At 56.4% G+C, this 14,947-nt stretch carries 16 protein-coding genes and 1 riboswitch; of the genes, 9 read left to right on the top strand and 7 right to left on the bottom strand.

Going from position 1 to position 14,947, the window contains the following annotated elements:
* Nucleotides 1-3: 3 nt before the first annotated feature.
* Genes GA0061071_RS01185 through GA0061071_RS01175 form a run of 3 tightly spaced genes read left to right on the top strand, consistent with a single transcriptional unit; the run spans nt 4 to nt 2,820 of the window.
* Entirely contained in the window at nt 4-1,155 is a 1,152-nt protein-coding gene (locus tag GA0061071_RS01185; protein ID WP_088238071.1) for an ABC transporter permease, read from the top strand.
* Complete coding sequence (locus tag GA0061071_RS01180) at nt 1,152-2,099, top strand: ABC transporter ATP-binding protein (RefSeq protein ID WP_061494026.1); 948 nt, start codon at nt 1,152-1,154, stop codon at nt 2,097-2,099. Before GA0061071_RS01185 ends, GA0061071_RS01180 begins: the two co-directional genes overlap by 4 nt.
* Nucleotides 2,083-2,820, top strand: a complete 738-nt coding sequence (locus GA0061071_RS01175) for an ABC transporter permease (RefSeq protein ID WP_088238070.1) — start codon at nt 2,083-2,085, stop codon at nt 2,818-2,820. Before GA0061071_RS01180 ends, GA0061071_RS01175 begins: the two co-directional genes overlap by 17 nt.
* On the opposite strand, the gene GA0061071_RS01170 is transcribed toward GA0061071_RS01175, so the two are convergent.
* Together GA0061071_RS01170 and mlrA are read right to left on the bottom strand one after the other, a co-directional pair.
* Nucleotides 2,795-2,908 (bottom strand): protein YohO, encoded by a 114-nt coding sequence (locus GA0061071_RS01170; protein ID WP_071889924.1) that lies wholly within the window; start codon nt 2,906-2,908, stop codon nt 2,795-2,797. The two genes, GA0061071_RS01175 and GA0061071_RS01170, sit on opposite strands and share 26 nt — an antisense overlap.
* Nucleotides 2,909-2,966: 58 nt before the next feature.
* Complete coding sequence (gene mlrA / locus GA0061071_RS01165; protein WP_061494028.1) at nt 2,967-3,689, bottom strand: HTH-type transcriptional regulator MlrA; 723 nt, start codon at nt 3,687-3,689, stop codon at nt 2,967-2,969.
* A 210-nt stretch (nt 3,690-3,899) separates the two neighbouring features.
* Between mlrA and GA0061071_RS01160 the strand changes: the two genes are divergently transcribed.
* From GA0061071_RS01160 to GA0061071_RS01150, 3 genes are read left to right on the top strand one after another with little or no spacing between them, the layout of a single operon-like run.
* Nucleotides 3,900-5,588, top strand: coding sequence for a sensor histidine kinase (locus GA0061071_RS01160; protein ID WP_061494029.1), 1,689 nt, complete (start codon nt 3,900-3,902; stop codon nt 5,586-5,588).
* Nucleotides 5,582-6,301: a two-component system response regulator BtsR gene (btsR, locus tag GA0061071_RS01155; RefSeq protein WP_061494030.1), complete on the top strand. Its 720-nt coding sequence runs from the start codon at nt 5,582-5,584 to the stop codon at nt 6,299-6,301. Before GA0061071_RS01160 ends, btsR begins: the two co-directional genes overlap by 7 nt.
* Before the next feature lie 53 nt (nt 6,302-6,354).
* Complete coding sequence (locus tag GA0061071_RS01150; RefSeq protein WP_061494031.1) at nt 6,355-6,825, top strand: YehS family protein; 471 nt, start codon at nt 6,355-6,357, stop codon at nt 6,823-6,825.
* 92 nt (nt 6,826-6,917) lie between these two features.
* Here GA0061071_RS01150 and GA0061071_RS01145 read toward each other — a convergent pair whose 3' ends face one another.
* Both GA0061071_RS01145 and metG read right to left on the bottom strand, forming a co-directional pair.
* Complete coding sequence (locus GA0061071_RS01145; protein ID WP_061494032.1) at nt 6,918-7,373, bottom strand: YehR family lipoprotein; 456 nt, start codon at nt 7,371-7,373, stop codon at nt 6,918-6,920.
* A gap of 70 nt (nt 7,374-7,443) precedes the next feature.
* Entirely contained in the window at nt 7,444-9,474 is a 2,031-nt protein-coding gene (metG, locus tag GA0061071_RS01140; protein ID WP_088238236.1) for a methionine--tRNA ligase, read from the bottom strand.
* Nucleotides 9,475-9,638: 164 nt separating this feature from the next.
* Between metG and apbC the strand changes: the two genes are divergently transcribed.
* Complete coding sequence (apbC, locus tag GA0061071_RS01135) at nt 9,639-10,748, top strand: iron-sulfur cluster carrier protein ApbC (RefSeq protein WP_061494033.1); 1,110 nt, start codon at nt 9,639-9,641, stop codon at nt 10,746-10,748.
* 80 nt (nt 10,749-10,828) lie between these two features.
* Here apbC and GA0061071_RS01130 read toward each other — a convergent pair whose 3' ends face one another.
* From GA0061071_RS01130 to GA0061071_RS01120, 3 genes are all read right to left on the bottom strand, one after another.
* On the bottom strand, nt 10,829-11,257 hold the full coding sequence (locus GA0061071_RS01130) for a GNAT family N-acetyltransferase (protein ID WP_088238069.1): 429 nt from the start codon (nt 11,255-11,257) through the stop codon (nt 10,829-10,831).
* Between the two features lie 13 nt (nt 11,258-11,270).
* Nucleotides 11,271-11,600 (bottom strand): RcnB family protein, encoded by a 330-nt coding sequence (locus tag GA0061071_RS01125; protein ID WP_088238068.1) that lies wholly within the window; start codon nt 11,598-11,600, stop codon nt 11,271-11,273.
* Between the two features lie 199 nt (nt 11,601-11,799).
* Nucleotides 11,800-12,813, bottom strand: coding sequence for a zinc-binding alcohol dehydrogenase family protein (locus GA0061071_RS01120; RefSeq protein ID WP_088238067.1), 1,014 nt, complete (start codon nt 12,811-12,813; stop codon nt 11,800-11,802).
* 338 nt (nt 12,814-13,151) lie between these two features.
* A riboswitch (TPP riboswitch) is annotated at nt 13,152-13,248 on the top strand.
* Nucleotides 13,249-13,282: 34 nt separating this feature from the next.
* Here GA0061071_RS01120 and thiM point away from each other — a divergent pair.
* Together thiM and thiD are read left to right on the top strand one after the other, a co-directional pair.
* A complete protein-coding gene (thiM, locus tag GA0061071_RS01115) occupies nt 13,283-14,071 on the top strand; it encodes a hydroxyethylthiazole kinase (RefSeq protein WP_088238066.1) in 789 nt (262 codons plus the stop codon).
* Complete coding sequence (gene thiD, locus GA0061071_RS01110) at nt 14,068-14,868, top strand: bifunctional hydroxymethylpyrimidine kinase/phosphomethylpyrimidine kinase (protein WP_088238065.1); 801 nt, start codon at nt 14,068-14,070, stop codon at nt 14,866-14,868. The genes thiM and thiD overlap by 4 nt, the downstream gene beginning before the upstream one ends.
* Nucleotides 14,869-14,947 lie beyond the last annotated feature (79 nt).

The raw sequence follows: 14,947 nt of genomic DNA, 5'->3' as shown, positions 1-14,947 counted from the left end.
GTGATGGAGGGATCATTACGCTGCCATAACCGCGTGCTGTTGCTGTTGGTGATACTGGCGCTGGCGGCGACAGGGTTGCCGTTTATTAACTATGCGCCCAACCGTCTGGTCTCCGGTGAGAGTCGGGCGCTGTGGCAGCTTTTTTCGGCGCTGTGGTTGCTGCTGCCGTGTCTGCTGCTGGTACTCAGTTTTGTGCCGGGGCGTGGCGCGCAGCTGGCGACGTTGCTGCTGGCGGAAGCGTTGGTCTGGCTGCTGGTCTGGAGCGCAGGCCGTGCGGCGACGGATCTTGCGCAAAGCGGCAGTGCGCTGGCCCGTACCTCGCCCGGCAGCGGGTGGTGGCTGTGGCTGGCGCTGGCGTTGCTGATCTGTAGCGACGCCATTCGACGTTTTGCCGCGCATCCGGTCTGGCGCTGGCTGCTGCACGCCCAGATTTGGGCGCTACCGCTTTTTCTGCTGCTCAGCGGCGAGCTGGATAATCTCTCACTGCTGCGCGAATACGCAAACCGCCAGGATGTGTTCAACGATGCACTGGCACAACACCTGACGTTGTTGCTGGGTACGCTGTTGCCTGCGCTGGCGATCGGCTTTGCCATCGGTTTGTGGTGCTACCGCCATCCGCTGCGCCAGGGGCCGGTGTTCGCCATCCTCAATGTGATCCAGACGGTTCCCTCGGTCGCGCTGTTTGGTCTGCTGATTGCGCCGCTCGCCGGGCTGGTACTGCATTTCCCGTGGTTGTCGCGTTTCGGTATTGCCGGAACGGGCCTGACCCCTGCGCTGATTGCACTTATTCTCTATGCATTGTTGCCGATGGTGCGCGGTGTAGTGGCGGGGCTGAACCAGGTGCCGCAGGAGGTGCTGGAAAGCGCCAGTGCGATGGGCATGAGCGCCCGCCAGCGCTTCTGGCATGTGCGTGTGCCGCTGGCGTTGCCCTTGTTGCTGCGTAGTATGCGGGTGGTCTCGGTGCAGACCGTGGGAATGGCAGTGATCGCCGCATTGATTGGTGCAGGTGGGTTTGGCGCGCTGGTTTTCCAGGGGCTGCTAAGCAGTGCGCTGGATCTGGTGCTATTGGGGGTTATTCCGGTGATTGCGCTGGCGGTTGTCGTGGATGCGTTGTTCGGATTAGGGTTAGCGCTGCTGAAGGTGAAACAGCCATGATTGAGTTTAACAACGTCAGTAAAATTTTCGCCGGGCAGCGGGCGGTGAACAACCTTAATTTACACTTTAAAACCGGTGCGTTTTCCGTGCTGATTGGCACCTCGGGTTCCGGCAAGTCCACCACGCTGAAGATGATTAACCGGCTGGTGGAGCACGACGAAGGAACCATTCTGTTTGCCGGGGAGGATATCCGCCAACAGCCGGTTCTTGCGCTTCGCCGGCGTATGGGGTACGCCATTCAATCGATTGGCCTGTTTCCGCACTGGACCGTAGCGCAAAACATTGCCACCGTGCTGCATTTGCAAAAGTGGTCGCGGAGCAAAAGCAATGCCCGTGTGGATGAGTTGATGGCACTGCTGGGGCTGGAGTCGTCGCTGCGCGAACGTTTCCCGCATCAGCTTTCCGGCGGGCAACAGCAGCGGGTCGGTGTGGCCAGAGCGCTGGCGGCGGATCCGGAAGTATTATTAATGGACGAGCCGTTTGGTGCGTTAGATCCGGTGACGCGCGCGGCCTTACAACAGGAGATGGTGCGCATTCACCGTCTGCTTGGGCGCACCATTGTGTTGGTGACGCATGACATTGATGAGGCGCTGCAACTGGCCGATCATCTGGTGTTAATGGATAGCGGCGAAGTGGTGCAGCAGGGGACGCCGCTGGACATGCTGACCGCGCCGCGTAACGATTTTGTGCGCGAGTTTTTTGGCCGCAGCGAACTGGGCGTTCGCCTGTTGTCACTTCGCCAGGTGCGTGGCTATCTGCGACACGAGCAGCCAGTAGACGGCGAGCCGCTGCGTGATGATATGTCACTGCGCGAAGCGTTGTCGGCCTTTGTTGCTCGCCAGTGCGATGTGTTACCTGTCTGCGATGCGCAGGGGCAACCCTGCGGTACGCTGCATTTTCGCGATCTGCTGCGTGTGGAGGCCTCCGGTGACATACCTGCGTGATCCGTTGTTATGGTTGGTGGCGTTGTTTGTTGCGCTGCTGCTCTGGTTGCCGCAAAGCGCCGGGGTATTTGGCGCGTTGTTCCCGCAGTTGCCGCGCCCGGTCTATTTACAGGAGAGTTTCCTGGCACTTACCGCCGCACATTTCTCGCTGGTGGCCGTTTCGAGCGCGATTGCCATCGTGATTGGCGTCGGGGTGGCTGTCGCGGTGACACGTCCGGCCGGGCGTGAGTTTCGCCCACTGGCGGAGACCATCGCAGCGGTGGGGCAAACCTTTCCACCCGTGGCGGTGCTGGCCATTGCGGTCCCGGTCATGGGATTTGGCAAAGAACCGGCGATCATTGGGCTGGTGCTGTATGGCGTGCTGCCGATTTTGCAGGGCACGCTGGCAGGCATTGCGGCTGTTCCCGACGGTGTGCAAAGCGTGGCGCAGGGCATGGGAATGAGCGGCACGCAGCGTTTGTTGAAGGTGGAGTTGCCGCTGGCGGCGCCGGTGATCATCGCCGGGGTAAGAACATCGGTCATCATTAATATCGGCACCGCGACCATCGCCTCAACGGTGGGGGCCAGCACCCTCGGTACGCCGATCATCATTGGCTTAAGCGGGTTTAATACGGCGTATGTTGTGCAAGGAGCGGTGCTGGTCGCGCTGGCGGCGATCATTGTCGACAGAGGGTTTGAGCGGCTGGCGCGCCTGCTTAACCGGCACCGCCACGTACAATAAACGAATAACCCGCCAGCATCACGCCGCTGATTCCACCGATCGCCATCAGCAGAAAAAGGGTGATGACGATAATTTTACCAGGCTTCATTTTTCGCTCCTTTTGTTAAGACGCGTAGTATAAAGGGAGCCGGGTTGTTGATAAAACATTAAATACCGAGAAGGTGGACCGGATGGCCGTCGTCGCGCCATGCCCGTAGTTGTTGTTGCTGCGTAGCTGTCGGCGTCTCGCCGCACCAGACTAACAAGGTCTGACCCTCGAACATCTCCGGGCGTACCTGCGGCAGTGAATGGGGCAACACATCCACCCGCCAGCCCTGCTGGCTTGCCATCCAGCCCTCCAGCCACAACTGTGTGGTGTCCTGCACATTCCAGCCGATCACCAGCGCGCCTTTCTCATTCTTTTTCCGCGCCGATGCCAGGCAAACAGAGATATGGTTGATAAGGACGCCATCCAGCAGACCCAGCAATGCCGGTTGGGCGCTTTGCAAACGGCGGCGTAACGGAGCGAAGAGCGAGGTGTTCAGCGTTCGGGCGGGGTAGTCGCGGGTGCACTCTTTGATCCACACATGCAGCCTGTTGAGGTTGCCCTCCTGCAAATAGTGCAGCACGGTTTCCTGCTGGGCGCGCCAGCCGTTATGTGCCTCTTCCGTTTCGTTGTAGAGCAGAGCGCGTACTTTACTGACCTGCACACCACTGTCTATCCAGCGCTGGATTTCCCGGATACGGTCAATATCCGCATCGGTAAACAGGCGGTGCCCGCCATCCGTGCGCTGGGGCTTTAATAATCCGTATCGTCGCTGCCAGGCGCGCAGCGTCACGGGGTTAATATCACACAACACTGCCACTTCGCCGATCGTGTAAAGCGCCATGGTTTCACCTTTGCCTGCACTCTCCCCATGCTAACTGTAGCTGTTGTTTATCGTGGACGGGCTTGGGGGTGAAAATTTGCGTTATGTATTCAATTCCTAAGATAACTTTGTGATAGCGAGCACGATTTGGCATTTTTTTGGAAAGCTTCAAAGAAACGCGAAGCGACTCCCTGTATGTTACGCGCTTTCAGTTGATGTGGTTTGGCGGGTATGTACGAGTTTAATCTGGTGTTGTTACTGCTCCAGCAAATGTGCGTGTTTTTAGTCATCGCCTGGCTGATGAGCAAAACGCGTCTGTTTATTCCGCTGATGCAGGTCACGGTACGTCTGCCGCACAAGCTGTTGTGCTATGTCACCTTCTCCATTTTTTGCATTCTCGGCACCTATTTTGGTCTGCACATTGAAGACTCTATTGCCAATACCCGCGCAATTGGCGCAGTAATGGGCGGGCTGCTTGGCGGCCCGCTGGTTGGTGGGTTGGTGGGGTTAACCGGCGGTTTGCATCGCTACTCGATGGGCGGCATGACGGCGCTCAGCTGTATGATCTCCACCTTTGTCGAAGGGCTGCTCGGTGGCCTGATGCACAGCATTCTGATCAAGCGCGGGCGCACCGATCTGGTGTTTAGCCCGTTTACCGCAGGCGCGGTGACCTGCGTGGCGGAGCTGATACAGATGCTGATTATTCTGTTGATAGCCCGGCCGTTCGACAGCGCGCTGCACCTGGTGCAGAGCATCGCCGCACCGATGATGGTGACCAATACCGTGGGCGCCGCGCTGTTTATGCGCATCCTGTTGGATAAGCGCGCCATGTTTGAAAAATACACCTCGGCATTTTCCGCCACTGCGTTGAAAGTCGCCGCCTCAACAGAAGGTTTTTTGCGCCAGGGCTTTAATGAAGTGAACAGCATGAAAGTGGCGCAGGTGCTGTATAAAGAGCTGGAAATCGGTGCAGTGGCGATCACCGATCGCGAAAAATTGTTGGCGTTTACCGGCATCGGTGACGATCACCATCTGCCCGGGCGGCCAATCTCCTCGGTGTGGACGCAACGCGCTATTGAGACCGGGGAGGTGGTTTATGCCGACGGCAACGAAGTGCCGTACCGCTGCTCGCTGCATCCCCATTGCAAATTAGGCTCTACGCTGGTGATCCCCTTACGCGGTGAGAACCAGCGCGTGGTGGGTACCATTAAATTGTATGAGGCGAAGAATCGCCTCTTCAGCTCTATCAACCGCACCCTGGGGGAAGGGATTGCCCAGTTGTTGTCGGCGCAGATCCTGGCCGGGCAGTATGAACGTCAGAAAGCGCTGCTTACCCAGTCAGAAATCAAACTGTTGCACGCGCAGGTTAACCCGCATTTCTTGTTTAACGCGCTGAATACGCTGAAAGCGGTGATCCGCCGGGATAGCGATCAGGCCGGGTTGTTGGTGCAGTATCTGTCGACTTTCTTTCGTAAAAACCTGAAACGGCCATCGGAGATTGTCACGCTGGCGGACGAAATCGAGCACGTGAATGCGTATCTGCAAATTGAAAAAGCGCGTTTTCAGTCGCGTTTACAGGTGCAGTTACATGTGCCCGAAACGCTTGCACATCTGCATCTGCCCGCCTTTACCCTACAGCCGATCGTGGAAAACGCCATTAAACACGGCACCTCACAACTGCTTGGCGTCGGCGAAATTTCCATCAACGCCAGTCTTGACGGGCAACATCTGCTGCTGGCGATTGAAGATAACGCGGGGTTGTATCAGCCGAAAGGTGACGCCAGTGGGTTGGGCATGAGCCTGGTGGATAAGCGCTTACGCGCCCGTTACGGTAACGAGTGCGGGATAACTATCGCCTGTGAGCCGGACATCTTTACCCGCATTACCTTACGACTCCCGCTGGAGGAACACGCATGTTAAAAGTGCTGATTGTTGATGATGAACCGCTGGCCCGGGAAAACCTGCGTATTCTGCTTCAGGAAGAGAGCGATATTGAGATTGTGGGTGAGTGCAGCAATGCGGTTGAAGCCATTGGCGCGGTGCACAAGCTGCGCCCGGATGTCCTGTTTCTGGATATTCAAATGCCGCGCATCAGTGGGCTGGAAATGGTCGGTATGCTGGATCCGGAAAACCGGCCTTATGTGGTGTTTCTGACCGCCTTTGATGAATACGCAGTGCAGGCCTTTGAAGAGCACGCGTTTGATTATCTGCTTAAGCCCATTGAAGCACGCCGGCTGGAGAAAACGCTCACCCGTCTGCGCCAGGAGCGTAATGAGCAGGATGTTTCCGTATTGCCGGAAAATCAGGACGCGCTGAAGTTTATTCCCTGCACCGGGCATAGCCGAATCTGGCTGTTGCAGATGGAAGAGGTGGCGTTTGTCAGTAGCCGGATGAGCGGGGTGTATGTGACCAGTCATGAAGGCAAAGAGGGGTTTACCGAGCTGACCTTGCGAACGCTGGAGAGCCGTACGCCGCTGATCCGCTGTCATCGTCAGTATCTGGTGAATCTGGCGCACCTGAAAGAAATTCGTCTTGAAGATAACGGGCAGGCGGAGTTATTGCTGCGCGATGGCCTGACGGTGCCGGTAAGTCGCCGCTATCTGAAAAATTTAAAAGAGGCGCTGGGGTTGTAAATTCCTGCACGATGCCTAAACTGCGCGCTGGTTCATCATTTCCGGGAAACAAGATGCTTAATAACGATATCCTGCGCAGCCTGCGTTACACCCTGCAAGTGGACAATGCTGCACTGGTGCGGATCCTGGCGCTGGCGGACACGCCCGTCACCGTCGAACAGTTAGCCCCCTGGCTGCGCAAAGAGGATGAGGCCGGTTATCAGCCGTGTCCGGATATTGTGTTGTCCGCTTTTCTGAACGGCCTGATCTACGAAAAACGCGGCAAGGATGAGAGTGCGCCGCCACTGGTTGCCGAGCGTAAGCTGAATAACAATATTGTGCTGAAGAAGCTGCGCATCGCCTTTTCGTTAAAGACGGACGATATTCTGGCGATCCTCACCGCCCAGCAATTCCGCGTTTCGATGCCAGAAATCACCGCCATGATGCGTTCGCCGGAGCATAAGAATTTCCGTGAATGCGGCGACCAGTTTTTGCGTTACTTCCTGCGCGGCTTAGCGGTGAAAGGGCAAAAACCACAGAAATAACGCAAACAGGCCGGATAGCGGCTGTGCCTTATCCGGCCTGTGCAAGAGCCCGTTGCAGCCCCGAAAGCGTTGACGCTTTCGGGCAATGCCGCTTATTTCACTTCTTTAAAGCCGCGCGCTTTCAACAACGCTTCTGATTTTTTCATGCTGATGCCGTCTTTCACCTCGCCGGTGAATTCCGCACCCTGCAGGGCGCTCAAATCGGCAAAATTCACCGTGCTGTAATCCACATTCAGTGTTTCCAGCGCGTAGGTGTCCTGATAATCCACCTTTTCCGTGATGCCTTTTATGTTCTGGTATTTCTGGCTGACAGGACCGAGGATGCTTTTTGCCTCTTCTTTGCTTTTCACACCGACGGCGGCGTAGTCAAATTTATTGTTTGCCGTCTGGCGCAGCACTTTGTCATCTTTATAGTAATAGGTCAGCGTCATTTCTGTACCCTGCCCGGACCACTGAAAGGATTTACTCTGCTCTTTTTCCTCGCAGCCGCTCAGGCCGAGCAGTAACGCGACAGAAAAGAGTGCGGCAATAAGTTGACTGAATTTCACGATATTCCCCTGTGTCTCGTTGAGTCTGTTCAGTATAGAAAAAAGGCGCTGATATCAGCGCCTTTTTGATTTATTTGACCTGCTGGCCTGCTTTTGCGCCGCTGTCAGGGCTTAACAGGAAGATATCTTTCCCGCCAGGGCCTGCCGCCATCACCATCCCTTCAGAGATGCCGAAGCGCATTTTACGCGGTGCGAGGTTGGCGACCATCACTGTCAGACGACCAATCAGCGCCGACGGATCCGGGTACGCAGAGCGAATACCGGAGAAGACGTTGCGTTTTTCACCGTCCAGATCCAGCGTCAGGCGCAACAGCTTATCGGAACCTTCAACGAATTCGGCGTTCTCAATCAGCGCCACGCGCAGATCGACTTTGGCGAAATCATCAAAACTGATGGTCTCCTGAATCGGGTTGTCCGCCAGTTCGCCAGTCGCCGGTGCGGCGGCCGCTTTCACTTCTTCTTTGGACGCTTCCACCAGTGCTTCCACCTGTTTCATCTCAATGCGGTTATACAGCGCTTTGAAGGCGTTGACTTTGTGACTCAGCAACGGCTGGTCAATAGCATCCCATGCAAGCGTGGTGTTCAGGAACGCTTCTGCACGCTCCGCCAGCGATGGCAGTACGGGCTTCAGATAAGTCAGCAACACGCGGAACAGGTTGATGCCCATTGAGCAGATCGCCTGCAGGTCGGCATCGCGACCTTCCTGTTTTGCCACCACCCACGGAGCCTGCTCATCGACATAACGGTTTGCCACATCCGCCAGCGCCATAATTTCACGCACCGCTTTACCAAACTCGCGGCTTTCCCATGCTTCGCCAATGGTGGCTGCGGCATCGGTAAAGGTTTTGTACAACTGTGGATCCGCCAGTTCTGCCGCCAGCACGCCGTCAAAACGCTTGGCGATAAAGCCAGCGTTACGGGAGGCGAGGTTCACCACTTTGTTGACGATATCGGCATTCACGCGCTGGATAAAATCTTCCAGGTTCAGGTCAATATCATCAATGCGCGAAGAGAGTTTCGCGGCGTAGTAGTAGCGAAGGCTGTCGGCATCGAAGTGGTTCAGCCAGGTGCTGGCTTTGATAAAGGTGCCGCGGGATTTGGACATCTTCGCGCCATTCACCGTCACATAACCGTGGACGAACAGGTTGGTCGGTTTACGGAAACCACTGCCTTCCAGCATCGCAGGCCAGAACAAGCTGTGGAAATAAACGATGTCTTTACCGATAAAGTGATACAGCTCGGCGTCGGACTCTTTCTTCCACCAGTCATCAAAGTTCAGATCGCTGCGTTTGTCACACAGGTTTTTGAACGACCCCATGTAGCCGATAGGCGCGTCCAGCCAGACGTAGAAATATTTGCCCGGCGCATTCGGGATTTCGAAACCGAAGTAGGGCGCATCGCGGGAGATATCCCACTGTTGCAGACCAGATTCGAACCACTCCTGCATTTTGTTAGCCACTTGCTCCTGCAGCGCGCCGCTACGGGTCCATGCTTGCAGCATTTCGCTGAAAGAGGGCAGATCAAAGAAGAAGTGTTCAGAGTCACGCATCACCGGGGTCGCGCCGGAAACCACGGATTTCGGTTCGATAAGCTCGGTCGGGCTGTAGGTCGCGCCACACACTTCGCAGTTATCGCCGTACTGATCCGGTGATTTACATTTCGGGCAGGTACCTTTTACAAAACGGTCCGGCAGGAACATGCCTTTTTCCGGATCGTAAAGCTGAGAGATGGTGCGGTTTTTAATAAAGCCGTTCTCTTTCAGGCGCGTGTAAATCAGCTCCGACAGCTCGCGGTTCTCGTCGCTGTGCGTGGAGTGATAGTTGTCGTAGCTGATATTGAAGCCAGCGAAATCGGTCTGATGCTCCTGACTCATTTCGGCAATCATCTGCTCCGGCGTGATGCCAAGCTGCTGTGCTTTCAGCATGATCGGCGTACCGTGCGCATCGTCGGCGCAGATGAAATTGACCTGATGGCCGCGCATTCGCTGGTAACGGACCCAGACATCAGCCTGGATGTGCTCCAGCATATGGCCGAGGTGGATGGAGCCGTTGGCGTACGGCAAAGCGCACGTTACCAGAATTTTCTTCGCGACTTGAGTCATAGTGGGCATTACATCTTCTTGAGAAAAAGGGGTATCGATAGTACCAAAAGGGGAACAATCGCGCCAAGCGATAAGGGCATTAATCCATAAATGGATAATTATTACCCCCAGGGTAAACTGAGTGGCTACAATGTCGTTTTCAGAACAACTACAAAGGAGTCGGGATGAGTTCGCAATCCCAGGCCAAATCCCCGGAAGCCTTACGTGCGATGGTCGCCGGGACGCTGGCAAATTTTCAGCACCCAACCCTGAAGCACAATCTCACCGCGCTGAAAGCGCTGCACCATGTCGCCTGGCTGGACGAGACCCTGCATATCGAACTGGTTATGCCGTTTGTCTGGCGCAGTGCATTTGGCGAATTGCAGACGCAATGTAGCGCGGAGCTGCTGCGCATAACAGGTGCGCAAGCCATTGACTGGAAACTCTCTTACAACATCGCCACGTTAAAACGCGTGAAAAATCAGCCGGGCGTTAACGGTGTGAAGAACATCATTGCCGTCAGTTCTGGCAAAGGCGGGGTAGGGAAGTCGTCGACGGCGGTTAACCTGGCGCTGGCGCTGTCGGCGGAAGGGGCGAAAGTCGGTATTCTCGATGCCGATATTTACGGGCCATCTATTCCGGTAATGCTGGGAGCGGAAGATCAGCGCCCCACTTCGCCAGACGGTACGCATATGGCGCCGATCATGGCGCACGGGTTGGCAACCAACTCTATCGGTTATCTGGTGACCGACGATAACGCCATGGTCTGGCGTGGCCCGATGGCCAGTAAGGCGCTGCTGCAACTGTTGCAGGAGTCGATGTGGCCGGATCTGGATTATCTGGTGCTGGATATGCCGCCAGGCACCGGTGACATCCAACTGACGCTGGCGCAAAACATCCCGGTGACGGGCGCGCTGGTGGTGACCACGCCGCAGGATATCGCGCTGATTGATGCCAAAAAAGGCATCGTCATGTTTGAGAAAGTTGAGGTGCCAGTGCTGGGCATCGTGGAAAACATGAGCGTGCATATTTGCAGCCATTGCGGTCACCATGAGCCGATTTTTGGCACCGGCGGCGCAGAGAAACTGGCGCAGCAATACCATACGCAGCTGTTAGGTCAGTTGCCGCTGCACATCACGTTACGTGAAGATCTCGATAAAGGCACGCCCACCGTGGTCAGCCGCCCGGACAGCGAGTTTACCGCGCTGTACCGCCAGCTTGCCGGGCGCGTTGCCGCGCAGCTTTACTGGCAGGGTGAAGTGATCCCAGGCGATATCGCTTTCCGCGCCGTGTAAAAATAGAGGCCTGATGGCGTTGAGCGCATCAGGCCTGGAGAAACAGATTGGCGTCAGGGGGTAAATCTGGCCGCCGACGATCACGGTTTCAGCACATAGTGCATCAACAAATAGTCCCCTTGCGGCGAGACGCCCTGTGCTTCGACATGCCAGCCGTGGCGCTGATAGAATTTCAGCGCCCCTTCGTTAAGCGACAAACACTTCAGCGCCCCGGTGTGGGTAAACGTTGACTGCGCATGCTTGAGCAATGCGCTACCCACGCCTCTCCCCTGAAAGTCCGGATCCACAAAAAGGTTGTGCAGGAAATTATCGTTCTCATAGACCGAGGCGAACCCCATCCGGTGCCCATCCTCTTCCGCTACCCAGATGGCTTCACCGAGGGTGACAGCGTCGAAATCTTCCAGCTGCCACGCACTGCTGTCGAGCCACGTCCAACTGCTTTTTCGGGCGCGCAAATAGAGGGTGCGTAAAAATGGCCGATCGCTTTCCTGCCAGCGGCGGATAATCACAGGTGTTCCTTACTTAGCGGTGGTAGAAGATGTCGCCATTATAGGCTTTGAGAATTTTACCGTCAGCGTCGGTAATGAGCACATAGTTACCGCCCATATAGGTCCAGTGGCTGCCGGCATCGGGTGCGGGCAGGTTACGCAACTGCCACTGTTTGATGTTGTACTCCTGGCTGCGGTACATTTCCGGTACCACATCGCCAATGTGGAATTTCGTGAAGTCAGCGACGAATTCGTTAATCTCGTACGATTGCGGCCCTGTAGCAGCGGCGGTTTGCGGTGCGGCAAACGCGGAACTGGCGGTTGCCAACAGTGCGCCCAGAAGCATCATTTTTGTTTTACGCATACTCTCTCCAGGTTGTTCTTATCCATTTCACGTAGTTGCATAAATTCGCAGGTCATCATTGCTGTTAACTTACGGCTGAGCAACAACGAAAAAATAACGCTTTGGTAAAAAGTGTAAGCAAACCCAGGAGAAAGCAGGAAAAGCGGACACCGGTTTTCGCTATCCGCTTGTAACGTTTGAGAATAATCCTGGCAAGAGATCAGTTGTCAAAGCCTTCCAGCACGATTTTACCCACCGCGCGCTGGCTTTCGAGAAGCGCATGAGCTTTACGCAGGTTTGCGGCGTTAATCGCGCCAAAGTGTTCGCCAAGGGTGGTTTTTAACACGCCCTCATCAATCAACGTTGCCACGCGGGTTAGCAACTGATGCTGGGCAATGATGTCCGCCGTGGTGAACATGGAGCGGGTAAACATAAACTCCCAGTGCAGTGAAATGCTTTTGACTTTCAGCGGCAGCGCGTCAAGGCTTTGCGGGTCGTCAATCAGCGCCAGCTTGCCTTGGGGTTGTAGCGCATTGATCAATTGCTGGTAGTGATCCTCGGTGTTTGTCAGGCTGGCGACATGGCTAACCTGTTTGATGCCAATACGCGCCAGCTCTTCCGTCAGTGGCTTGCTATGGTCAATCACATAATGCGCGCCGCGCTCCTTCACCCACTGCTGGCTGGCAGGTCGCGACGCGGTGCCAATCACCGTCAGACGTGTCAGCTTACGTGCCAGTTGTGTGAGGATAGATCCGACACCGCCTGCCGCGCCAACAATCAACAACACGTCGCCTTCGTTACCCTTTTCCTGCACGCCCAGACGATCGAACAGCAATTCCCAGGCCGTAATGGCCGTTAAGGGCAGGGCGGCGGCGGATGCGTTATCCAGTGTTTTCGGTTTCAGCGCTGCAATACGTTCATCCACTAATTGATATTCGCTATTACTGCCCGGACGGGTTAGCGCCCCGGCGTACCAGACTTCATCTCCTGGCTGAAAAAGGGTCACGGCTTCGCCCACCGCTTTCACGACGCCCACGGCGTCCCAGCCCAGTACACGTGGCGTATCGGCGTTGAAACCGGCGCGAACTTTGGTATCTACCGGGTTAACAGACACGGCCTTGACTTCAATCAGCAGGTCGTGGTCGTGGGCCTCAGGTTGTGGCAGGTCGATGTCGGTGAGGAAATCCAGGTTGCTGCCGTGCCGGGCAGCGTGGGTAATGGCGATAGCTTTCATACATACTCCGTTAACACAGGGTTTCTGTTGATACCAATAAGGGTAGACAACCCCTTAGTGATGAAAAACCCGTAAAACGGAGCAGCACTTATACGGCAAAAGAGAAAATCAGGGTGTCGGTCTTAGCGTGTTCGATCTGCTAATGAGGATAGGGCACCGGCAGATGCGCTGCTGGCCTGACCCACGTCACTGATTTCTCTTCTGTAACCTGCCGCGGGCGATGCACGTATCGTTGTCGCTGGCGGGGCCTCTTCGCTGCCGCTTCACCCGCGGCAGGTTATTTAACCCGCTTGTGTTCACCTGTCCATTCCCTTAATCTGCTGACCGGGACGCACTGTCCCTTTGACTCGGGGTGCCCTTCTTTGTGAAGGCTGAGAAATACCCGTACCACCTGATCTGGATAATGCCAGCGTAGGGAAGTCAGATGCCTGCCCGGCATCCCTTCTTCACGCCGGGCAGGAGCGAATTTATGCAACCTGACCTGCTTGATCGTGCGCAAACCGCGCACGCGTTACAGCAATTCCGCCGCCGTTCTCCGCTTGTACACTGCATGACCAATGACGTTGTGCAAACCTTCACTGCCAACGTATTGTTAGCGCTGGGCGCGTCGCCTGCGATGGTGATTGAACCCGAAGAAGCGCAGCAATTCAGCGCCATTGCCGATGCGTTATTGATTAACGTCGGGACGTTAACCCGTGAACGCGCCGATGCGATGCGTGCGGCGATTGACAGCGCGCGAGCGGCGGACACGCCCTGGACACTGGACCCCGTTGCTGTTGGCGCGCTGACATTCCGCACACAGTTCTGCCAACAGCTTCTCACTTTGCAACCCGCCGCCATTCGCGGTAATGCCTCGGAGATCCTTGCACTGGCCGGAATGAGTGCAGGTGGGCGCGGCGTGGACACGACCGATACCGCCAGCACGGCGCTGCCCGCGGCACAAACGCTTGCACGGCAAACCGGTGCGATAGTGGCCGTGACCGGGGAGGTGGATTACATCACGGACGGTGAGCGCACCCTGATGGTCACCGGCGGTGATGCGCTGATGACGCGCGTTGTCGGCACCGGTTGTGCCTTGTCGGCGGTGGTGGCCGCCAGTTGTGCACTGGAAGGCAATCGGCTGGTCAATGTGGCGACAGCTTGTGCTTTTATGGCGCGAGCGGGCAGTCTGGCCGTAACGAAGAGCACAGGACCGGGTAGTTTTGTGGCTGAATTTCTCGATGCGCTGTATGCGCTGAACGGGGAGGGGCTGCAATGAAACGGATCAACGCTTTAACCATTGCCGGTACCGACCCCAGCGGTGGTGCCGGGATCCAGGCTGACCTGAAGACTTTTTCCGCGTTAGGGGCTTATGGCTGCTCGGTGATCACTGCGCTGGTGGCGCAAAACACCTGCGGGGTTCAGTCGGTCTATCGCATTGAACCGGATTTTGTCGCCGCGCAGCTCGATTCCGTGTTGAGTGATGTTCGCATTGATACCACCAAAATCGGCATGCTGGCGGAGACCGACATCGTTGAAGCGGTGGCGGAACGCCTGCAACGCTACCGGGTGCGCAATGTGGTGCTGGACACCGTTATGCTCGCCAAGAGCGGTGACCCGTTGTTATCGCCATCGGCGGTGTCGGCGCTGCGTCAGCATTTACTGCCGCAGGTTTCACTTATTACACCCAATTTACCGGAAGCCGCCGCGCTGCTGGATGCCCCGCATGCCCGGACAGAAAAAGAGATGCATGCACAGGGGGAAGCGTTGCTGGCCTTAGGCTGCGAAGCGGTATTGATGAAAGGCGGGCATCTGGATGATGCCGAAAGCCCGGACTGGCTCTTCACCCGCGATGGCGCACAGCGCTTTACGACGCCACGCGTGGCAACGAAGAATACCCACGGTACGGGATGTACGCTCTCTGCTGCGCTGGCGGCGCTGCGCCCACGTCATAACGACTGGGCCGCGACCGTAGCGGACGCGAAAAACTGGCTCACAGCGGCGCTGGCGCAGGCGGACTCGCTGGAGGTGGGGCACGGCATCGGGCCGGTGCACCATTTCCATCAGTGGTGGTAAACGCACATACGAAACGTGCCAGCAGATTATGCTGAAAAAAAGCGTCGTCGGTGGAAAATTGCGCGTATGAGGGCCAGGA

Source organism: Kosakonia oryzendophytica, from assembly GCF_900094925.1.
In the GTDB taxonomy this organism is placed as follows: domain Bacteria; phylum Pseudomonadota; class Gammaproteobacteria; order Enterobacterales; family Enterobacteriaceae; genus Kosakonia; species Kosakonia oryzendophytica.
This window is presented reverse-complemented; position numbering and strand designations above follow the sequence as displayed.

Coding starts and splice junctions, on each gene's coding strand:
- btsR (WP_061494030.1), top strand. CDS start 5,582: ATGTTAAAAGTGCTGATTGTTGATGATGAACCGCTGGCCCGGGAAAAC.
- thiD (WP_088238065.1), top strand. CDS start 14,068: ATGAAACGGATCAACGCTTTAACCATTGCCGGTACCGACCCCAGCGGT.
- GA0061071_RS01125 (WP_088238068.1), bottom strand. CDS start 11,600: ATGCGTAAAACAAAAATGATGCTTCTGGGCGCACTGTTGGCAACCGCC.
- GA0061071_RS01150 (WP_061494031.1), top strand. CDS start 6,355: ATGCTTAATAACGATATCCTGCGCAGCCTGCGTTACACCCTGCAAGTG.
- mlrA (WP_061494028.1), bottom strand. CDS start 3,689: ATGGCGCTTTACACGATCGGCGAAGTGGCAGTGTTGTGTGATATTAAC.
- apbC (WP_061494033.1), top strand. CDS start 9,639: ATGAGTTCGCAATCCCAGGCCAAATCCCCGGAAGCCTTACGTGCGATG.
- GA0061071_RS01180 (WP_061494026.1), top strand. CDS start 1,152: ATGATTGAGTTTAACAACGTCAGTAAAATTTTCGCCGGGCAGCGGGCG.
- GA0061071_RS01160 (WP_061494029.1), top strand. CDS start 3,900: ATGTACGAGTTTAATCTGGTGTTGTTACTGCTCCAGCAAATGTGCGTG.
- GA0061071_RS01120 (WP_088238067.1), bottom strand. CDS start 12,813: ATGAAAGCTATCGCCATTACCCACGCTGCCCGGCACGGCAGCAACCTG.
- GA0061071_RS01170 (WP_071889924.1), bottom strand. CDS start 2,908: ATGAAGCCTGGTAAAATTATCGTCATCACCCTTTTTCTGCTGATGGCG.
- metG (WP_088238236.1), bottom strand. CDS start 9,474: ATGACTCAAGTCGCGAAGAAAATTCTGGTAACGTGCGCTTTGCCGTAC.
- GA0061071_RS01185 (WP_088238071.1), top strand. CDS start 4: ATGGAGGGATCATTACGCTGCCATAACCGCGTGCTGTTGCTGTTGGTG.
- thiM (WP_088238066.1), top strand. CDS start 13,283: ATGCAACCTGACCTGCTTGATCGTGCGCAAACCGCGCACGCGTTACAG.